This is a genomic window from Enterobacter cloacae complex sp. I3, assembly GCF_014896175.1.
Lineage (GTDB): Bacteria > Pseudomonadota > Gammaproteobacteria > Enterobacterales > Enterobacteriaceae > Enterobacter > Enterobacter bugandensis.
This window is the reverse complement of record NZ_JADBQZ010000012.1, coordinates 47,376-66,118: the sequence shown is the minus strand read 5'-3', so window position 1 is coordinate 66,118 and position 18,743 is coordinate 47,376. Positions and strand designations below refer to the sequence as shown.

21 protein-coding genes are annotated in these 18,743 nt (G+C 57.5%); 16 read left to right on the top strand and 5 right to left on the bottom strand.

Annotation, left to right across the window (positions count from 1 at the left end; all coding sequences use genetic code 11):
- Nucleotides 1-9: 9 nt before the first annotated feature.
- Nucleotides 10-540: an inorganic diphosphatase gene (gene ppa, locus IM271_RS11195; protein WP_041911466.1), complete on the bottom strand. Its 531-nt coding sequence runs from the start codon at nt 538-540 to the stop codon at nt 10-12.
- Between the two features lie 309 nt (nt 541-849).
- Here ppa and ytfQ point away from each other — a divergent pair, with 309 nt between their 5' ends.
- The 5 genes from ytfQ to IM271_RS11170 all read left to right on the top strand — a co-directional run bounded on the left by ytfQ (nt 850) and on the right by IM271_RS11170 (nt 7,063).
- On the top strand, nt 850-1,806 hold the full coding sequence (gene ytfQ / locus IM271_RS11190; RefSeq protein WP_021240696.1) for a galactofuranose ABC transporter substrate-binding protein YtfQ: 957 nt from the start codon (nt 850-852) through the stop codon (nt 1,804-1,806).
- A gap of 65 nt (nt 1,807-1,871) precedes the next feature.
- A complete protein-coding gene (gene ytfR / locus IM271_RS11185; protein ID WP_041911465.1) occupies nt 1,872-3,374 on the top strand; it encodes a galactofuranose ABC transporter, ATP-binding protein YtfR in 1,503 nt (500 codons plus the stop codon).
- A 10-nt stretch (nt 3,375-3,384) separates the two neighbouring features.
- Entirely contained in the window at nt 3,385-4,410 is a 1,026-nt protein-coding gene (ytfT, locus tag IM271_RS11180; protein ID WP_192831207.1) for a galactofuranose ABC transporter, ATP-binding protein YtfT, read from the top strand.
- The gene (gene yjfF / locus IM271_RS11175) at nt 4,397-5,398 is read left to right on the top strand and encodes a galactofuranose ABC transporter, permease protein YjfF (RefSeq protein ID WP_021240694.1); all 1,002 of its coding nucleotides are present in this window, start codon (nt 4,397-4,399) and stop codon (nt 5,396-5,398) included. Before ytfT ends, yjfF begins: the two co-directional genes overlap by 14 nt.
- Nucleotides 5,399-5,491: 93 nt before the next feature.
- Complete coding sequence (locus IM271_RS11170) at nt 5,492-7,063, top strand: methyl-accepting chemotaxis protein (protein WP_155026588.1); 1,572 nt, start codon at nt 5,492-5,494, stop codon at nt 7,061-7,063.
- Here the strand turns inward: IM271_RS11170 and IM271_RS11165 are convergent.
- Both IM271_RS11165 and fbp read right to left on the bottom strand, forming a co-directional pair.
- Nucleotides 7,035-7,391, bottom strand: a complete 357-nt coding sequence (locus tag IM271_RS11165) for a LysR family transcriptional regulator (RefSeq protein WP_136343870.1) — start codon at nt 7,389-7,391, stop codon at nt 7,035-7,037. The genes IM271_RS11170 and IM271_RS11165 overlap by 29 nt on opposite strands.
- Before the next feature lie 148 nt (nt 7,392-7,539).
- Nucleotides 7,540-8,538 (bottom strand): class 1 fructose-bisphosphatase, encoded by a 999-nt coding sequence (gene fbp / locus IM271_RS11160; RefSeq protein ID WP_028015293.1) that lies wholly within the window; start codon nt 8,536-8,538, stop codon nt 7,540-7,542.
- A gap of 197 nt (nt 8,539-8,735) precedes the next feature.
- On the opposite strand from fbp, the gene mpl reads away from it, so the two are divergent.
- A complete protein-coding gene (mpl, locus tag IM271_RS11155) occupies nt 8,736-10,109 on the top strand; it encodes a UDP-N-acetylmuramate:L-alanyl-gamma-D-glutamyl-meso-diaminopimelate ligase (protein ID WP_028015294.1) in 1,374 nt (457 codons plus the stop codon).
- A gap of 73 nt (nt 10,110-10,182) precedes the next feature.
- Here the strand turns inward: mpl and yjgA are convergent, their stop codons facing one another.
- Nucleotides 10,183-10,734: a ribosome biogenesis factor YjgA gene (yjgA, locus tag IM271_RS11150; RefSeq protein ID WP_126326220.1), complete on the bottom strand. Its 552-nt coding sequence runs from the start codon at nt 10,732-10,734 to the stop codon at nt 10,183-10,185.
- Nucleotides 10,735-10,829: 95 nt separating this feature from the next.
- Here yjgA and pmbA point away from each other — a divergent pair, with 95 nt between their 5' ends.
- Together pmbA and cybC are read left to right on the top strand one after the other, a co-directional pair.
- A complete protein-coding gene (gene pmbA / locus IM271_RS11145) occupies nt 10,830-12,182 on the top strand; it encodes a metalloprotease PmbA (protein WP_193052608.1) in 1,353 nt (450 codons plus the stop codon).
- 40 nt (nt 12,183-12,222) lie between these two features.
- Nucleotides 12,223-12,609: a cytochrome b562 gene (gene cybC / locus IM271_RS11140; protein ID WP_028015297.1), complete on the top strand. Its 387-nt coding sequence runs from the start codon at nt 12,223-12,225 to the stop codon at nt 12,607-12,609.
- A 70-nt stretch (nt 12,610-12,679) separates the two neighbouring features.
- On the opposite strand, the gene IM271_RS11135 is transcribed toward cybC, so the two are convergent.
- Nucleotides 12,680-12,802: a Hok/Gef family protein gene (locus IM271_RS11135; protein WP_223825222.1), complete on the bottom strand. Its 123-nt coding sequence runs from the start codon at nt 12,800-12,802 to the stop codon at nt 12,680-12,682.
- Nucleotides 12,803-13,251: 449 nt separating this feature from the next.
- Here IM271_RS11135 and IM271_RS11130 point away from each other — a divergent pair, with 449 nt between their 5' ends.
- The 8 genes from IM271_RS11130 to IM271_RS11095 are packed head-to-tail and all read left to right on the top strand — an operon-like array spanning nt 13,252 to nt 18,734.
- Nucleotides 13,252-13,590: a PRD domain-containing protein gene (locus IM271_RS11130; RefSeq protein ID WP_026080657.1), complete on the top strand. Its 339-nt coding sequence runs from the start codon at nt 13,252-13,254 to the stop codon at nt 13,588-13,590.
- Between the two features lie 10 nt (nt 13,591-13,600).
- Nucleotides 13,601-13,963 (top strand): SFCGS family glycine-rich protein, encoded by a 363-nt coding sequence (locus IM271_RS11125; protein ID WP_023293430.1) that lies wholly within the window; start codon nt 13,601-13,603, stop codon nt 13,961-13,963.
- A gap of 2 nt (nt 13,964-13,965) precedes the next feature.
- Complete coding sequence (locus IM271_RS11120; protein ID WP_008501409.1) at nt 13,966-14,265, top strand: DUF4312 family protein; 300 nt, start codon at nt 13,966-13,968, stop codon at nt 14,263-14,265.
- Nucleotides 14,266-14,287: 22 nt separating this feature from the next.
- A complete protein-coding gene (locus IM271_RS11115) occupies nt 14,288-15,064 on the top strand; it encodes a DUF4311 domain-containing protein (protein WP_023310182.1) in 777 nt (258 codons plus the stop codon).
- Between the two features lie 13 nt (nt 15,065-15,077).
- Nucleotides 15,078-15,719, top strand: coding sequence for a DUF4310 family protein (locus IM271_RS11110; protein ID WP_003856081.1), 642 nt, complete (start codon nt 15,078-15,080; stop codon nt 15,717-15,719).
- 42 nt (nt 15,720-15,761) lie between these two features.
- Nucleotides 15,762-16,895, top strand: coding sequence for an amidohydrolase/deacetylase family metallohydrolase (locus IM271_RS11105; protein WP_028015298.1), 1,134 nt, complete (start codon nt 15,762-15,764; stop codon nt 16,893-16,895).
- Entirely contained in the window at nt 16,879-17,997 is a 1,119-nt protein-coding gene (locus IM271_RS11100; protein ID WP_028015299.1) for a DgaE family pyridoxal phosphate-dependent ammonia lyase, read from the top strand. The genes IM271_RS11105 and IM271_RS11100 overlap by 17 nt, the downstream gene beginning before the upstream one ends.
- The gene (locus tag IM271_RS11095) at nt 17,994-18,734 is read left to right on the top strand and encodes a KDGP aldolase family protein (protein ID WP_041911457.1); all 741 of its coding nucleotides are present in this window, start codon (nt 17,994-17,996) and stop codon (nt 18,732-18,734) included. The genes IM271_RS11100 and IM271_RS11095 overlap by 4 nt, the downstream gene beginning before the upstream one ends.
- Nucleotides 18,735-18,743: the final 9 nt, after the last annotated feature.

Below are 18,743 nucleotides of genomic sequence, written 5' to 3'. Positions count from 1 at the left end.
CAGTAAGAATTACTTCTTAGCAGCGCGTTCGAAAGAGGCGATGATTTCTGCTTTCGCCGCTTCTGCGTTGTCCCAGCCGTCAACCTTAACCCATTTACCTTTTTCGAGGTCTTTGTAGTGCTCGAAGAAGTGGGCGATCTGCGCTTTCAGCAGCTCTGGCAGGTCATTCACATCTTTAATGTGATCGTACTCTTTGCTCAGCTTGGTGTGCGGTACCGCAACCAGCTTCGCATCTTCACCCGCTTCGTCAGTCATCTTCAGCACGCCAACAGGACGGCAGCGAATGACGGAGCCTGGCTGCAGTGGGTATGGCGTTGGAACCAGCACGTCAACCGGGTCACCGTCCAGAGACAGGGTGTGGTTGATGTAGCCGTAGTTGCACGGATAGAACATGGCGGTAGACATGAAACGGTCAACGAACAGCGCACCGGTGTCTTTGTCGATTTCGTATTTGATTGGATCTGCGTTGGCCGGGATTTCAATAACAACGTAGATGTCTTCTGGCAGTTCTTTACCCGCTGGGACGTTGAGTAAGCTCATGTCGGTGTCCTTTAAAATGGATGGTAAACAAGTGGCAGGTATTATAGCCAACTCACGCTGAATGTCTCCGCCTCTTTTCGCTTTCTCTCCCCGCAAGTCCCACTTTTCAGACCGTTTCCATGACAGGAAAATCCATAAACTCAGCCGCATTTTTAATGGTGAAATGAAAGCGATTACAAACTTGTGATTAACATTTTATTCACTTTCCTGAAGTGTGATGTAACGCAATTCGTTACATATTTCATTGGCTATAGTCATTTCGCAGAACATCTTTTAACCAACAATAAACACCCCTACGAGGACGCTCATATGTGGAAGCGCTTACTTCTTGTCACAGCAGTTTCGGCAGCCATGTCGTCTATGGCGATGGCCGCTCCCTTAACCGTAGGTTTTTCGCAAGTTGGCTCTGAATCCGGCTGGCGTGCGGCGGAAACCAACGTTGCGAAAAGCGAGGCCCAGAAACGCGGCATCACCCTGAAAATCGCCGATGGTCAGCAAAAGCAGGAAAACCAGATCAAAGCCGTGCGCTCGTTTATCGCCCAGGGCGTGGATGCCATCTTTATTGCGCCAGTGGTGGCGACCGGCTGGGAACCGGTTCTGAAGGAAGCGAAAGACGCTGAAATTCCGGTCTTCCTGCTCGACCGTTCCATCGATGTTAAAGACAAATCTCTCTATATGACCACCGTCACCGCGAATAACGTGCTTGAAGGGCAGTTAATTGGCGACTGGCTGATTAAACAGGTCGACGGCAAGCCGTGTAACGTCGTTGAACTGCAGGGCACCGTCGGCGCGAGCGTGGCCATCGACCGTAAGAAAGGGTTTGCTGAGGCTATTGCCAAAGCGCCAAACATCAAGATTATCCGCTCCCAGTCCGGCGACTTTACCCGCAGTAAGGGTAAAGAGGTTATGGAGAGCTTTATCAAGGCTGAAAACAACGGCAAGAATATCTGCATGGTTTACGCCCACAACGATGACATGGCGATCGGGGCGATTCAGGCGATTAAAGAAGCGGGCCTGAAGCCGGGCAAAGATATCCTCACCGGCTCTATCGACGGCGTGCCGGACATCTACAAAGCGATGATCGACGGTGAAGCCAATGCCAGCGTCGAGCTGACGCCGAACATGGCGGGCCCGGCATTCGACGCGCTGGAGAAATTCAAGAAAGACGGCACGATGCCTGAGAAGGTGACCGTCACCAAGTCCACGCTCTACCTGCCTGATACAGCGAAAGAAGAGTTAGAGAAGAAGAAAAATATGGGCTACTGATCCAGTGAAATTGCCGGGTGGCGCTGCGCTTACCCGGCCTACGGGAACGTGCCGGGGACATGAATATGAAAACTGAACAACACCAGGAAATCCTCCGCACAGAGGGCTTGAGTAAATTCTTCCCCGGCGTGAAGGCGCTGGATAGCGTTGATTTCAGCCTGCGGCGCGGTGAGATCATGGCGCTGCTGGGCGAGAACGGCGCGGGAAAATCGACGCTGATTAAATCGCTGACCGGCGTTTATCACGCCGATCGCGGCACCATCTGGCTGGAAGGCAACGCCATTTCGCCAAAAAATACCGCCCACGCCCAGCAGCTGGGGATCGGGACGGTTTACCAGGAAGTGAACCTGCTGCCGAATATGTCGGTGGCGGACAACCTGTTTATTGGCCGCGAGCCACGCCGCTTTGGCCTGCTGCGCCGCAAAGAGATGGAGGCGCGCGCCACGAAGCTGATGGAGTCCTACGGCTTCTCCCTCGACGTTCGCGAGCCGCTGAACCGCTTTTCCGTGGCGATGCAGCAGATCGTCGCCATCTGTCGCGCGATCGATCTCTCTGCGAAGGTGCTGATCCTCGATGAACCCACCGCCAGCCTCGATACCCAGGAAGTGGAGATGCTCTTCACCCTGATGCGCCAGCTGCGCGATCAGGGCGTGAGCCTGATCTTCGTCACGCACTTTCTCGATCAGGTGTATGAGGTGAGCGACCGCATTACGGTGCTGCGCAACGGCAGCTTTGTCGGCTGCCGCGAAACCCGCGAGCTGCCGCAGATCGAGCTGGTGAAAATGATGCTGGGCCGCGAACTGGAAACCAACGCGCTCCAGCGTGCGGGCCGCACGTTGCTGAGCGAAAAACCGGTTGCCGCGTTCAGCGATTACGGCAAGAAAGGCGTGATATCGCCGTTTAACCTTGAGGTGCGTCCCGGCGAAATTGTCGGGCTGGCGGGCCTGCTGGGCTCGGGCCGAACCGAAACCGCCGAGGTGATCTTCGGGATCAAGCCTGCCGACAGCGGCACCGCGCTGATCAAGGGCAAACCGCAAACCCTGCGATCGCCGCATCAGGCCTCCTGTCTGGGCGTTGGCTTCTGCCCGGAAGACCGGAAAACGGACGGCATCATTGCCGCCGCCTCGGTGCGGGAAAATATCATCCTGGCCCTGCAGGCCCAGCGCGGCTGGCTACGCCCGATCCCTCGTAAAGAGCAAAACGCCATCGCCGAGCGCTTTATCCGCCAGCTCGGCATCCGCACCCCGAGCGCGGAACAGCCGATTGAATTTCTCTCCGGCGGTAACCAGCAGAAGGTGCTGCTCTCCCGCTGGCTGCTGACCAAACCGCAGTTCCTGATCCTTGACGAGCCGACGCGCGGTATCGACGTGGGCGCGCACGCCGAAATTATCCGGCTTATCGAAACGCTCTGTGCGGACGGGCTGGCCCTGCTGGTTATCTCATCCGAGCTGGAGGAGCTGGTGGGCTATGCCGATCGCGTCATCATCATGCGCGATCGCAAACAGGTGGCAGAGATCCCGCTGGATAAACTGTCCGTTCCGGCAATCATGAATGCCATCGCGGCGTAAGGAGTGAATCGTGATGTCCCGTTCGCTTTCGCAAACCGGTGAGTCAAAGCGCCGCTTTAGCTGGCCAACCGGCACGCCGCAAATTGCAGCGCTGCTGGTGGTGCTGCTGGTAGATAGCCTTGTCGCACCGCATTTCTTCCAGATTATTGTTCAGGATGGCCGCCTGTTTGGCAGCCCGATCGATATTTTAAACCGCGCCGCGCCCGTGGCGCTGCTGGCGATTGGGATGACGCTGGTGATCGCCACCGGCGGAATAGATCTCTCCGTCGGCGCGGTGATGGCTATCGCCGGGGCCACGGCAGCCTCAATGACCGTGGCCGGTCACAGCCTGCCGGTGGTACTGCTGGCGGCCTTAGGCACCGGCGTGCTGGCCGGACTATGGAACGGCATTCTGGTGGCGGTGCTGAAAATTCAGCCCTTTGTCGCTACGCTGATCCTGATGGTGGCCGGGCGCGGGGTCGCACAGCTGATCACCTCGGGGCAGATTGTTACCTTCAACTCTCCGAGCCTGGCATGGCTTGGCAGCGGCAACCTTCTGTTCTTCCCGACGCCAGTGATTATTGCCCTGGTCACGCTTATTGTCTTTTGGCTCTTCACCCGCAAAACGGCACTCGGCATGTTTATTGAGGCGGTGGGGATCAACATTCGCGCCGCGCGCAACGCCGGGGTCAACACCCGCCTGATGGTGATGCTGACCTACGTGCTGAGCGGCTTCTGCGCCGCCATTGCCGGTGTCATCGTCGCCGCCGATATTCGCGGGGCCGATGCCAATAACGCCGGGCTCTGGCTGGAGCTGGATGCGATCCTCGCGGTGGTGATCGGCGGCGGGTCGCTGATGGGCGGGCGCTTTAACCTGCTGCTCTCGGTGATCGGCGCGCTGATCATTCAGGGCATGAACACCGGGATCCTGCTGTCGGGATTCCAGCCGGAACTCAACCAGGTGGTAAAAGCGGTAGTTGTACTCTGCGTGCTGATCGTCCAGTCGCCGCGCTTTGTCAGCATCATTAAGGGGATCCGTGGCCATGATAAAACGTAATTTACCGTTAATGATCACGCTGGGCGTGTTTGTGCTGGGGTATCTCTACTGCCTCACGCAGTTCCCCGGTTTTGCCTCAACGCGCGTGATCTGCAACATTCTGACGGACAACGCCTTTTTAGGCATTATCGCCGTCGGCATGACCTTTGTGATCCTCTCCGGCGGGATCGATCTCTCAGTTGGCTCGGTGATCGCGTTCACGGGGGTATTCCTTGCGAAGGCGATCGGCTTTTGGGGCATCTCGCCGCTGGTGGCGTTTCCGCTGGTGCTGGTGATGGGCTGCGCGTTTGGCGCCTTTATGGGGCTTCTGATCGACGCGCTGAAAATTCCGGCCTTTATCATCACGCTGGCCGGGATGTTTTTCCTGCGCGGCGTAAGTTATCTGGTTTCTGAGGAGTCGATTCCGATTAACCATCCGGTGTATGACACGCTCTCCAGCCTGGCGTGGAAAATTCCCGGCGGCGGTCGCCTGAGCGCGATGGGGCTGCTGATGCTGGGCGTGGTGGTGATTGGCATTTTCCTCGCCCACCGCACCCGGTTCGGCAATCAGGTATATGCCATTGGCGGCAACGCCACGTCGGCCAACCTGATGGGGATCTCAACCCGCAGCACCACCATCCGCATCTATATGCTTTCGACCGGCCTGGCAACGCTGGCGGGTATTGTCTTCTCGGTGTATACCCAGGCGGGCTATGCCCTTGCAGGCGTCGGCGTGGAACTGGATGCGATTGCCTCGGTGGTTATCGGCGGCACGCTGCTCAGCGGCGGGGTAGGGACGGTGCTGGGAACGCTGTTCGGCGTGGCGATTCAGGGGCTGATACAAACCTATATCAACTTTGACGGCACGCTCAGCTCGTGGTGGACGAAGATCGCCATTGGCATTCTGCTGTTTATTTTTATTGCCCTGCAGCGGGGGCTGACGGTGCTCTGGGAGAACCGTCAAAGCTCGCCTGTTACCCGCGTAAACACATCGGTAACAGAGCGATAACACCCTGAATTTGCTTAAAGTCTAAACATTTTCCGGTAGCGGCCGATACTCTTCTTTTATGCCCAGAAATATCTCGCTACCGGAAATAATATCATGCTTAAAACGCTATCGATTCGTACCGGCTTGCTCTCTTTACTGGCCGTTATGACCCTTCTGCTGCTGATTGTCAGCGGCATCGGCATTTATGCCCTCACACAGAGTTCTTCCTCACTGCAGCGCATTAATCACCTTCAGGGTGAGCAGATGGTGCAGCTGAACACCGGCTATACGCTGATCCTGCGCGCACGCAATGAGGCGGGTCAGGCCGTCCGCATGATGGAAATCGGCATGCTGGACGATGCGGCCAAAGCGGTAAAAAACATCAATCAGGAAGTCGCCCTGGCCCGGAAAACGTTAAAAGGCGTGATTGACGGCGGCGTGGCTGACGAACAGGGGCAGCAGCTCCTCGACAAAGTCGCGGCCAGCCTGGCGACGTATAACCAGCAGGGGATCGGCCCGATGCTGAAAACCCTGAATGACCAGAGCGCAGACAGCTATTACGATCTGCTGGAGAACACGCTGATTCCGGTGGCGAAGCAGTTCGATAACGACATGCAGGCGTTTCAGAAATGGAGCGAAGCGCGAGGTCAGGCGGAAGTGCGTGCCGTACAGGCGAGTAAAACCCGCGTGCTGATCCTGATTATTGTCGCTGCGCTGCTGACGGCGGGCATTATCGTGCTCGCCTGGCTGGCGCTGCGCCATATGCTGCTCAAGCCGCTCTCGGCGTCGATTGCTCAGCTGGAGAACGTGGCAGCGGGCGATTTAACCCACACGCTGAATGCCCCGGCGAGCCAGGAGTTTAACCGCCTCAACGCGGCGATAGAGGAGATGCGTCAGTCGCTGATGAGCTCGGTTCTGCGGGTTCGCGATGCCAGCTCGCAAATTGATACCGGCAGCCGCGAGCTGACGGCGGGGAACCGGGATCTTGCCGAGCGCACCGAATCCACCGCCACGTCGCTGGAGCAGACCGCCGCCAGCATGGAGCAGATCACCGCCACGGTGAAGCTTAACGCCGACAACGCCGAGCAGGCGCACCAGCTGGCGAAGTCTGTTTCCGACACCGCCGATCACGGCAGCGAAATGGTCTGCTACGTGATTGAAAAAATGCGCGATATCTCCGGCAGTTCGGCGCGCATCGCCGACATCCTGAGCGTGATTGACGGTATTGCCTTCCAGACCAACATTCTGGCGCTTAACGCCTCCGTGGAAGCGGCGCGCGCGGGCGAGCAGGGGCGCGGGTTTGCCGTGGTCGCGGGTGAAGTCCGCAACCTTGCCAGCCGCAGCGCCGACGCGGCGAAAGAGATCCGCTCTCTGATCGGCGATTCGCAGGCCCACGTTAACGAGGGCAGCGAGCTGGCCCAGCAGGCGGGTGAAACGATGGATGAGATTGCCACCGAAGTGCTGCGGATGACCAAACTGATGCGTGAAATTGCCACCGCGTCTCAGGAGCAGAGCCGCGGCATCGAGCAGGTGAATATTGCGGTGAACCAGATGGATGAAACCGCGCAGCAGAATGCGGCGCTGGTGCAGCAATCCTCCGCCGCGACCCGCTCCCTTGAGGAGCAGTCGCGTCAGCTGATGGAAGCCATGTCATCATTTAAAGTGACGGCTCAGACTGCGGCATAATATTTCCCAGCCCCGGTGCGTTCTGTGCCGGGGCTTTATTTCTCGCGGAATTTATCGCCGCAATATTATCGTGAATATCACCCATTAATAATTCCAGCGAGCTGGTTAACGCTAACGCTTTTTCAGTCGGCTCGAGATATAAACCTTTGCGGAAAAATAACGGCTCATCAAACAGTTGATTAAAACGCTTCAACGCCAGGCTCACCGCAGGACGGGACATCTCCAGGCGCAAAGAGGCTTTTGCCATACTGCCGCAGCGGACGACTTCAATAAATACAGGGATAAGATTTAAATCAATGCCGGTATTAGCCCGGGAATAATTTTTCATTGCAATTCTGCTCCAGGAAATAAATGTCAAACTGTTATGGAAATAATGCAGGAGCAGGGGTGAAGATTAAAGCGTGATTTTTATAAACACTTATACGGTAAAATATATAAATGTGTTGGGGAGCCAGACTGGCTCCCCGGGAGAGATATTACGCGTCCGGGTACTCACGGATAAAACGTTCAACGTCTTCAACCATATGGTTGTTGCCAACGAAGAACGAACGACGCTGGTGAAGGCTTTCCGGCACGATGTCCAGAATACGCTGTTTACCGTCGCTCGCCTTGCCGCCCGCCTGTTCGGCCAGGAACGCCATCGGGTTGCATTCGTACAGCAGGCGCAGCTTCCCGTCCGGGTGGCTGGCGGTGCTTGGGTAGAGGTAGATACCGCCCTTCAGCAGGTTACGGTGGAAATCCGCGACCAGAGAGCCAATGTAGCGGGACGTGTAAGGGCGCTGGGTCGCTTTATCTTCTTCCTGGCAGAATTTGATGTACTTCTTCACGCCGTTCGGGAACTTGATGTAGTTGCCTTCGTTGATGGAGTAAGTGCTGCCTTTCTCCGGGAAGCGCATACGTTCCTGACACAGGCAGAAGACGCCCAGCGACGGATCGTAGGTAAAGGCGTGAACCCCGCATCCGGTGGTGTAGACCAGCATGGTGGACGAGCCATAAACGACGTAACCGGCCGCAACCTGGTTACTGCCCGGCTGCAGGAAATCTTCCTCGGTTACCGGCGTACCAACAGGCGTGACGCGGCGGTAGATGGAGAAAATGGTACCGACAGAAACGTTAACGTCGATGTTGGAGGAGCCGTCGAGCGGATCCATCAGTACGACGTATTTCGCGTGTTCACACCCTTCGAATACAACAATTTCATCTTCTTCTTCGGAGGCGATACCCGCAACGATGTCGCGCGCGCGCAGTGCAGCTTTCAGTTTTTCATTTGCGAACAGATCGAGTTTCTGCTGAACCTCGCCCTGAACGTTCTCGGCACCGCTGGCACCCAGGATATCGACCAGACCGGCCTTGTTGATATCACGGTGGATGATCTTAGCGCCCAGCTTTATTGCCGACAGCAAAGCAGTGAGTTCACCCGTAGCATGAGAGAACTCGTGCTGCTTTTCGACAATAAATTCACCTAACGTTTTCATAACACTTTCCCTGCATCTTTGTGAGTAGAGCGATTGTATGTTCACTAAAACGACTAAAGCCCAACAATCTTAACAAATATTCAAATAGTAGCGCAGAGGTGAATCGCGCCAGCAACATACGGATTTACCTGAAATGCGTTTCACAGCCGCTAACATGTGAGTAAAATGTGCGCCACATTAAAGAAGGATAGTGACGTATGCGCATTCATATATTGGGGATTTGTGGCACTTTCATGGGCGGACTGGCAATGCTGGCGCGCTCGCTGGGCCATGAAGTGACAGGTTCGGACGCCAATGTGTATCCGCCGATGAGCACGCTTCTGGAGAAACAGGGCATCTCTTTAATTCAGGGCTACGATGCCAGCCAGCTGGATCCCGAGCCGGATCTGGTCATCATTGGCAACGCCATGACCCGCGGTAACCCGTGCGTTGAAGCGGTGCTGGAACGCAATATTCCGTTCATGTCCGGCCCGCAGTGGCTGCATGATTTCGTGCTGCGCGACCGCTGGGTGGTTGCCGTAGCCGGTACCCACGGCAAAACCACCACCGCCGGCATGGCGACCTGGATCCTCGAAGCCTGCGGCTACAAGCCGGGCTTCGTGATCGGCGGCGTGCCGGGTAACTTCGACGTCTCTGCGCGTCTCGGCGACAGCCCGTTCTTTGTGATTGAAGCGGATGAATACGACTGCGCATTCTTCGACAAGCGTTCCAAATTCGTGCACTACTGCCCGCGCACGCTGATCCTCAACAACCTTGAGTTTGACCACGCGGATATCTTTGACGACCTGAAAGCCATTCAGAAACAGTTCCACCACCTGGTGCGCATTGTTCCGGGCCAGGGCCGCATTATCCTGCCGGAGAACGACATCAACCTGAAGCAGACCATGGCGATGGGCTGCTGGAGCGAGCAGGAACTGGTGGGCGAGCAGGGCCACTGGCAGGCGAAAAAACTCAACGCGGATGCCTCCGAGTGGGAAGTACTGCTCGACGGTGAGAAAGTGGGCGAGGTGAAGTGGGGCCTGGTGGGCGAGCACAACATGCACAACGGCCTGATGGCGATCGCCGCGGCGCGCCATGTGGGCGTGCTGCCTGCGGATGCGGCCAATGCGCTGGGGACGTTTATCAACGCCCGCCGCCGCCTGGAGCTGCGCGGCGAAGCGAACGGCGTGACGGTGTATGACGATTTCGCGCACCACCCAACGGCCATTCTGGCGACGCTTGCCGCCCTGCGTGGCAAGGTTGGCGGCACCGCGCGCATTCTGGCGGTGCTGGAACCGCGCTCGAACACCATGAAAATGGGCATCTGCAAAGACGACCTCGCGCCGTCCCTGGGACGTGCCGACGAAGTCTTCCTGCTGCAGCCGCAGCATATTCCGTGGCAGGTGGCTGAAGTGGCCGACGCCTGCATTCAGCCTGCGCACTGGAGCGCGGACGTGGATGTCTTAGCGGATATGGTGGTCAAAGCCGCACAGCCTGGCGACCACATTCTGGTGATGAGCAACGGCGGGTTCGGTGGGATCCATCAGAAGCTGCTGGACGGTCTGGCGAAGAAAGCCGCGGCCGCAGAGTAAAAAAAGCCCGGTGGCGCTAGCGCTTACCGGGCCTACATTATCTCTTCTCCCTCTCCCCTTTGGGGAAAGGGAATTAATCTGCGTTCTCAGACAGCTCGCGCAGATACTGGAAAATCAGACGCGCGGATTTCGGCGGCTTATTCCCCTCTTTCTCTTTCTTCGCGTTGCGGATCAAAGAACGCAGCTGCTGGCGGTCGGCATCCGGCCACAGGTTCAGCACTTCCGGTACCGCATCATCACCCTGTTCAATCAGACGATCGCGGATCTGCTCCAGCTTATGGAACAGCGCAACCTGCTGGTTGTGGCGGTTTTTCAGCTTGTCCAGCGCCTGACGGATCGGATCCACGTCGCGCTGACGCAGCATTTTACCGATAAGCTGAAGCTGGCGACGACGGCCTTCTTTCTTGATTTTCTGTGCCAGTTCAATGGCATCACGCAGATCCTGGTCGAGCGGGATCTTATCCAGCGCGTTTTTACCCAGTTCTACCATTTCTGCGCCAAGCTGTTTTAACTCTTCGGCGTCACGTTTAATTTCACTTTTACTGACCCAGATGATCTCATCATCTTCGTCTTCGATGTCATCACCGGGAACGTCGTCGAGCCAGTCTTCGGGCTGCTTAGTCATGTCAGGCTCCTTAAAAAAAGAGGCTAATGTTACCAGTTAAGACGCGCACTGAAAAACGGTTCTCTGTTAGACTTCACTTAACTCTCTCTTACAGTATGGCATTTGCGATGAAAGTAACCTCACAAGTTGAAGCGCAGCGTAAGATTCTGGAAGAAGCCGTCTCCACCGCGCTGACGCTCGCTTCAGGTAAATCAGATGGCGCCGAAGTGGCGGTCAGCAAAACCACCGGCATTAGCGTGAGCACCCGCTATGGCGAAGTGGAGAATGTAGAATTTAACAGCGATGGCGCGCTTGGGATCACGGTGTATCACCAGAACCGCAAAGGCAGCGCGTCGTCCACCGATCTCAGCCCGGATGCCATCGCCCGTACGGTGCAGGCGGCGCTGGATATCGCCCGTTACACCTCTCCGGATCCTTACGCAGGCGTGGCGGATAAAGATCTGCTGGCGTTTGACGCGCCGGATCTCGATCTTTTCCACCCGGCTGAAGTCACGCCGGATGAAGCGATTGAGCTGGCCGCGCGCGCCGAGCAGGCGTCTTTGCAGGCTGACAAGCGCATCACGAATACCGAAGGCGGTAGTTTCAACAGCCACTACGGCATCAAAGTTTTCGGCAACAGCCACGGCATGCTGCAGGGCTACTGCTCCACCCGTCACTCGCTTTCAAGCTGCGTGATTGCCGAAGAGAACGGCGACATGGAGCGTGACTACGCCTACACCATTGGCCGCGCGCTGGGGGATTTGAAGTCCCCTGAGTGGGTGGGCAAAGAGTGTGCCGAACGCACGCTGTCTCGCCTGTCGCCGCGTAAGCTCTCCACCATGAAGGCCCCGGTCATTTTTGCCAATGAAGTGGCGACCGGCCTGTTTGGTCATCTGGTGGGCGCTATCGCGGGCGGCTCGGTGTATCGTAAATCGACCTTCCTGCTCGACTCGCTGGGCAAGCAGATCCTGCCGGAGTGGCTGACGATCGAAGAACATCCGCACCTGCTGAAAGGGCTGGCCTCCACGCCATTCGACAGCGAAGGCGTGCGCACGGAACGCCGCGATATCGTTAAAGACGGCATTCTGACCCAGTGGCTGCTGACCAACTACTCCGCGCGCAAGCTGGGGCTGAAAAGCACCGGACATGCGGGCGGGATCCACAACTGGCGCATTGCCGGTCAGGGCCTGAACTTCGAGCAGATGCTGAAAGAGATGGGCACCGGTCTGGTGGTCACCGAGCTGATGGGCCAGGGCGTAAGCGGCATCACCGGCGACTATTCTCGCGGTGCGGCAGGCTTCTGGGTCGAAAACGGCGAAATTCAGTATCCGGTGAGCGAAATTACCATCGCCGGTAACCTGAAGGACATGTGGCGCAATATCGTTACGGTCGGTAACGATATTGAAACACGTAGCAATATACAGTGTGGTTCTGTATTACTGCCGGAAATGAAAATCGCCGGCCAGTAATACCCGAAAAGCGTTTTAATAATAAAAAAGGAAGTGAGCAATGCGTAAACACCTGTTAGCGATCGTCGCGGCTTCAACGCTGGTTCTTGGCTCTTCTGCGTTTGCTGCCGATCTCGAAGACAACATGGACATCCTCAGTCAAAACCTGAAGGTAGTGCAGAAAACGGACAATGCGGCGGAAATGAAAGGCGCACTGACCAAAATGCGTGAAGCGGCGCTGGACGCGCAAAAAGCGACGCCGCCAAAGCTGGAAAGCAAAGCGGCAGACAGCGCAGAGATGAAAGACTATCGCCACGGCTTTGACGTGCTGGTCGGTCAGATCGACGGCGCGCTGAAGCTGGCTAACGAAGGCAAAGTGAAGGAAGCCCAGGCGGCGGCCGACCAGTTTGTGGCGACGCGCAACACGTATCACAAGAAATACCGTTAATTGGGTGCCTGAGCTGTACGTCCTTCCTCCGTATGCGGAGGCGCACTAAGCGCCCCCGCATCCTTGCTCCCTACTGGCCGGAGCGACAATCCATCCGCGCTGTCACTTCAAGCGAGCCGTTTCGAAAACGGATCTCGCACAGTGTTTTCCTCGTCACCAGCGTTAAGATGATTATTGTCAAAGCAACAATCATCGAAACCCGGATAATTGGGGATTGGCGTTTCATGGATGCCTCCTTGCTTTAAAGCGGGCGAGGTAGCGAACTCCACGGTCCGACGTGTCGTTTCGAGCCCCCGCCCTGATTTTCTATCAGGCGGGGCTTTCCACTTTCCGTCCCATGCCTGAGACGGTCAGTCTCAAGCACCCGCTGCCACTCTAGCGAATCCCCATAAGAAAACCTTATCCACGTCACATTTCTACGAGCCTGCTCGTAAACTTTTCCACTCCGCTTACCTGTTTAGTGCCGCTTAATAGCGTGATATTCATCACGTAAATGCGGCCGTTAATCCAGATTCACCATATTTATGTGGCACAGATCACTGCTGCGGCTCGCCTTTCCACTTCGAAGTGGAAAACAACTCGCTACAAACCCTTCACGCCCAACGTTAGTTTTATTCCAGAGCCATTAACGGGGTAAGACGAGTGATTAACGGAGCGGTAATGAACGACGTTGGGGAACAGGCGGTGCAAACAGAACAGCTCGCGAACACCATGCTGCAGCAGGTTTATGCCCTGCTGGCCCGGCACAACATCATCCCCAATGCGGTACAGGAGCAGATGCTCACCTCCCACGTTCGCGCAATGGCGCACCGGTCCGTGACCGGCGAGCCACTGCCGGAGGTTGAAGCAGAGCTGTTCGACGAAATTTCACCAGATTCAATGCAGCTTGCCCGTGAAGTGGTGGCGCAGTTTGGCAACCTTCCTGATGAAGAGGCCTGGCTGCTCTCCGTTCACTTTGAAGTCGCGAAAGACAACCTTTAAGGAGCAACACATGGAACAGATTACAGTCGTGATTGGCGATCGCCTGGGTAAAGGTCAGAAAGTGGCTGCGGGTGTGGAAAAAGCAGGTGGACGCGCAGTGGTTGTGCCGGGCATGGCGGCGGACATGAAGCTCGGCGACGTAATGAAAGCGGAAAACGCCACCTTCGGCATCTCCTTCTGCGGCAGCGGCGGCGCGGGTGCCATCACCGCCCAAACCAAATATGGCTACAAGGCCAAATACGGCATGCGTTCCGTGGAAGAGGGCGTGACCGCCATCAACGAAGGCTGCAACGTGCTGGGCTTTGGCTTTATGGATAAAGAAGAGCTGGGCGAGCGTCTGGTGCAGGCGTGGCAGAAGAAATACGGCGCATAAGCATGAAAGAACAGTTCACAACCACGGTGAGAGTGAAGGGGAAGGGCGACGCCAAAGCGCGCGCCTTTGCCGACGCGCTTAACCACGTTCAGGCCGCGGTGATGAAAGCCTCACCGCATATCTTACTGCGTATTGAGCCACAGGATGTGCAGGTTGTTCAGGCGCAAGAAGCGGTGCGTAAAGAAGCGTTTCTGTTCTTCTTTTTGCGCCGGGAAAGACGCACCTACAGCGTGGAGCTGGATGTGACCGTCAACGTGACCGCCATCAATCTTGACCGGGTGGATTTCGTCACGCAACGCTGATTATTCATAAAAGGGCAGACTGATGTTCTTAATTATATTAATAAAATCGCTCATCATTGGCGGCCTGGTTGGCGTCGGTGTCGGAGCCGGGGCTGCACGCATGTTTCATGCGCCTACCACTCAGGGTATGGGCGCGTTTCGTACGTTGGGGGAACTGAACTCCTGTGAAGGGGATCCGGCGTCCCACTTCTCCTTTGGGTTAGGTTTCTTCTTTAACGCCTGGGCCTCTTCCGTGGCTGCAGGTGCCTTCACACAGGACGTTGACCACCGCATCATCCCGAACTGGGGTGCTGCTGCACTGATGATCAAAAACCGTAACGTCGGCGAAACGCTGCACGATCCCCGCAAAATGGCGATTGCCTGCGGCGTGATTGGCATGCTCGTCGTCACCTTCCTGAACCTGACCGCCTCCTCCGTGCCGGCAGCGCTGCAGGTCACCGCCGTGAAGGTGCTGGTGCCTGCCGCGAACCTGCTGGTTAACACCGTGATGCCGGTGATCTTCTGGCTGGCGGCCATCGACGCGGGTAAAAAATCGGGCTTCTGGGCCACCATCTTTGGCGGCGCGGCGCAGCTGATCATGGGGAACGCCGTACCGGGTCTGGTTCTCGGCATCCTGATCGGTAAAGGCGTTGAGGAGAGCGGCTGGAACCACGTCACCAAAGTGATGATGGCGGCGATCGTCCTGCTGTTCGTGTTGAGCGGCTTCTTCCGCGGCTTCGACATGAAGATGATCGAATCCTTCCATCTGACCGTGCCGAACTGGCTCGACATGATCCACAACTCGCTCAGCGGTAAATAACAGGAGCCTCTAAATGGAACAGAATAAAGGTTTTTGGTATGCCGACTGGTCGTTCCCGATCTTCGTTGGCCTGCTCTCCTCCGGCGTCTTCGCCGGGACGCACATGTACTACCTCTACGGCATCGGCGCGTTTAACGAAGTGGCCTTCGTGGCGATGCTGAAAGCGGGCATCGATACCGGCGTCTACGGCGCGGTGGCGGCGTTCGGCGCGAGCTTCCTGTTCGCCCGCATTATTGAAGGGTCGCTGGTGGGTATTCTCGACATCGGCGGGGCGATCCAGACCGGCGTGGGCCTCGGCGTACCGGCGCTGTTGCTGGGCGCGGGGATCATGTTCCCGGTGACCAACTTCATTGCCTCGCTGATTACCGGCCTGGTGATTGGTCTGGCGATTGGCTACGTCATCATCCTGGCGCGTAAGTTCACCATCAACCAGAGCAACTCCACCTACGGCGCAGACGTGATGATGGGCGCGGGTAACGCCTCGGGCCGCTTCCTCGGGCCGCTGATTATCCTCAGCGCGATGACCGCCTCCATTCCAATCGGCGTCGGTTCGCTGGTAGGCGCGCTGCTGTTCTACATCTGGCAGAAGCCGATTACCGGTGGCGCCATCCTCGGCGCAATGATTTTGGGCTGGCTGTTCCCGGTCGCCCTTTAATACCCGCGGGCGCATCTGCGCCCGCCCTATCAGGAGATCCTCATGTTTGATTTACTCCTGCGCCGTGCGCGCCTCGCCGACGATACCCTGACCGATATCGCCATTCAGGACGGGAAGATCGCCGCGACGGGCGAAATTGACGCTCCCGCCCGTAAAACGGTTGAGCTTAACGGTGACGTGTACGTTAGCGCGGGCTGGATTGACTCCCACGTTCACTGCTACCCGAACTCACCGATTTACCACGACGAGCCGGACAGCGTGGGCATTGCCACCGGCGTCACTACCGTGGTGGACGCGGGCAGTACCGGGGCCGACGACGTGGACGATTTTTATGAAATCACCCGCAAAGCCTCCACCGACGTCTTTGCCCTGCTGAATATCTCCCGCGTGGGGCTGATTGCCCAGAACGAGCTGGCTAACATGGCAAACATTGATGCCGATGCGGTGAAGCAGGCGGTGAAGCGCCACCCTGATTTTATCGTCGGCCTGAAGGCGCGCATGAGCAGCAGCGTGGTCGGTGAAAACGGCATTACGCCGCTGGAGCGCGCCAAAGCCATCCAGAAAGAGAATGGCGATTTGCCGCTGATGGTACACATCGGCAATAACCCGCCGAACCTCGACGAAATCGCCGAGCTGTTAAGCTCCGGCGACATCATTACCCACTGCTACAACGGCAAGCCTAACCGCATTCTGACGCCGTCCGGCGAGCTGCGCGCCTCCATCACCTCCGCCCTTAAGCGCGGCGTGCGTCTGGACGTCGGCCACGGCACGGCGAGCTTCAGCTTTGAGGTGGCGAAACGCGCCATCGCGATGGGCATTCTGCCGCACACCATCAGCTCGGATATCTACTGCCGCAACCGCATCAACGGCCCGGTTGGCTCGCTGGCAAGCGTGATGTCGAAGTTTCTCGCCATCGGCATGTCATTGCCGCAGGTGATTGACTGCGTGACCTCGAACGCCGCCGACGGCCTGCGCCTGACGCGCAAGGGCCGCATTCAGCCGGGTCTCGACGCCGACCTGACGCTGTTCACGATTAAACGCCAGCCAACGGTGCTGACGGACGCTGAAAACGACAGCCTGCAGGCTGAACACATTCTGGTGCCGCTTGCCGCGATCCGCGCGGGCAAGGGCTACATGACCGAACAAGGGAGCACGGAACATGCCTTCGATTTATGAGAAGTATAATTTAAAGCAGGTTATCAACACCTCTGGCCGCATGACGGCGCTGGGCGTCTCCACGCCGCGCCCGGAAGTAGTGCAGGCGGCGATGGACGGCATGAATCATTACTTCGAGATGAAGGATCTGGTCAATAAAACCGGGGAATACATCGCGAAGCTGCTGGATGTGGAAGGCGCGACGGTGGTCTCCTGCGCGTCGGCGGGCATCGCCCAGTCCGTGGCGGCGGTGCTGGTAAAAGACAGCGACTGGCTGCTGGAAAACCTGCACGTCACCCCTATCGAGAACAATGAAATCGTCCTGCCGAAAGGCCACAACGTTAACTTTGGCGCGCCGGTCGGCACCATGGTGGCGCTGGGCGGCGGCAAGCTGGTGGAAGCGGGTTACGCCAACGAATGCTCCGCCGACCAGCTGGCGGCGGCCATCACCCCGCGCACGGCAGCGATCCTCTACATCAAATCGCACCACTGCGTGCAGAAAAGCATGCTCAGCGTCGAGCAGGCGGCAGTCGTCGCACGTAAACACTCCCTGCCGCTGATCGTTGATGCTGCGGCGGAAGAAGATCTGCACGTGTACTACCGCTCCGGCGCGGATCTGGTGATTTACAGCGGCGCGAAGGCGATCGAGGGGCCAACCAGCGGCCTGGTGATCGGCAAAACCCAGTACGTCGAGTGGGTGAAGCGCCAGACGGCAGGCATTGGCCGCGCCATGAAGGTGGGTAAAGAGGGGATCCTCGGCCTGACCTGCGCCATTGAACACTACCTGACGGCCACCAAGGAAAGCGGTGCCGAGATGGTGGCGAAAATGACGCCGTTTATCGACGCGCTCAACACCCTGAACGGCGTCACCGCCCGCGTGGTCTGGGACAGCGCGGGTCGCGATATCGCCCGCACCGAAATTAAGTTCGACGAAGCCACCACAGGCGTCGGCACGGGTGACCTGGTGAACGCGCTCAAGCAGGGCGAATACGCCATCTATTTCCGTGGCTACAAGGCCAACGAAGGGATTATCGAAGCGGACGTGCGCAGCGTAAGTGCTGACCAGCTGAACATCGTCTACCGCCGCATTAGTGAAGTATTAGGACAGGAGAAAAACGCATGAAACTGACCCCCAATTTTTACCGTGATCGCGTCTGCCTGAACGTGCTGGCCGGCTCAAAGGCCAACGCCAGCGCCATTTACGAGGCGGCGGAAGGTCATGTGCTGGTGGGCGTGCTCTCCAAAAATTACCCGGACGTGGCGAGCGCGGTCGCGGATATGCGTGAATACGCGGCGCTGATTGATAACGCGCTCTCCGTGGGGCTGGGCGCGGGCGATCCGAACCAGTCGGCGATGGTGAGCGAGATCTCCCGCCAGGTGCAGCCGCAGCACGTTAATCAGGTCTTCACCGGCGTGGCAGCGAGCCGCGCGCTGCTGGGGCAGAATGAATCGGTGGTCAATGGCCTGGTCTCTCCGACCGGTACCGTCGGCATGGTGAAAATCTCCACCGGCCCGCTGAGCAGCAAAGCGCCAGACGGCATCGTGCCGGTTGAAACGGCGATTGCCCTGCTGAAAGACTTCGGCGGCAGCTCGATCAAGTACTTCCCGATGGGCGGCCTCAAGTGCCGTGACGAATACCAGGCGGTGGCGGAAGCCTGCGCCCGTCACGACTTCTGGCTGGAGCCGACGGGGGGTATCGATCTGGAAAACTATGAGGCGATCCTGCAGATCGCCCTCGACGCGGGCGTAAGCAAAATCATCCCGCATATCTACAGCTCGATTATCGACAAAGCCAGCGGCGATACGCGTCCGGAAGATGTGCGTACGCTGCTGGCGATGACGAAGAAGCTGGTGAAGTAGAACTCACAC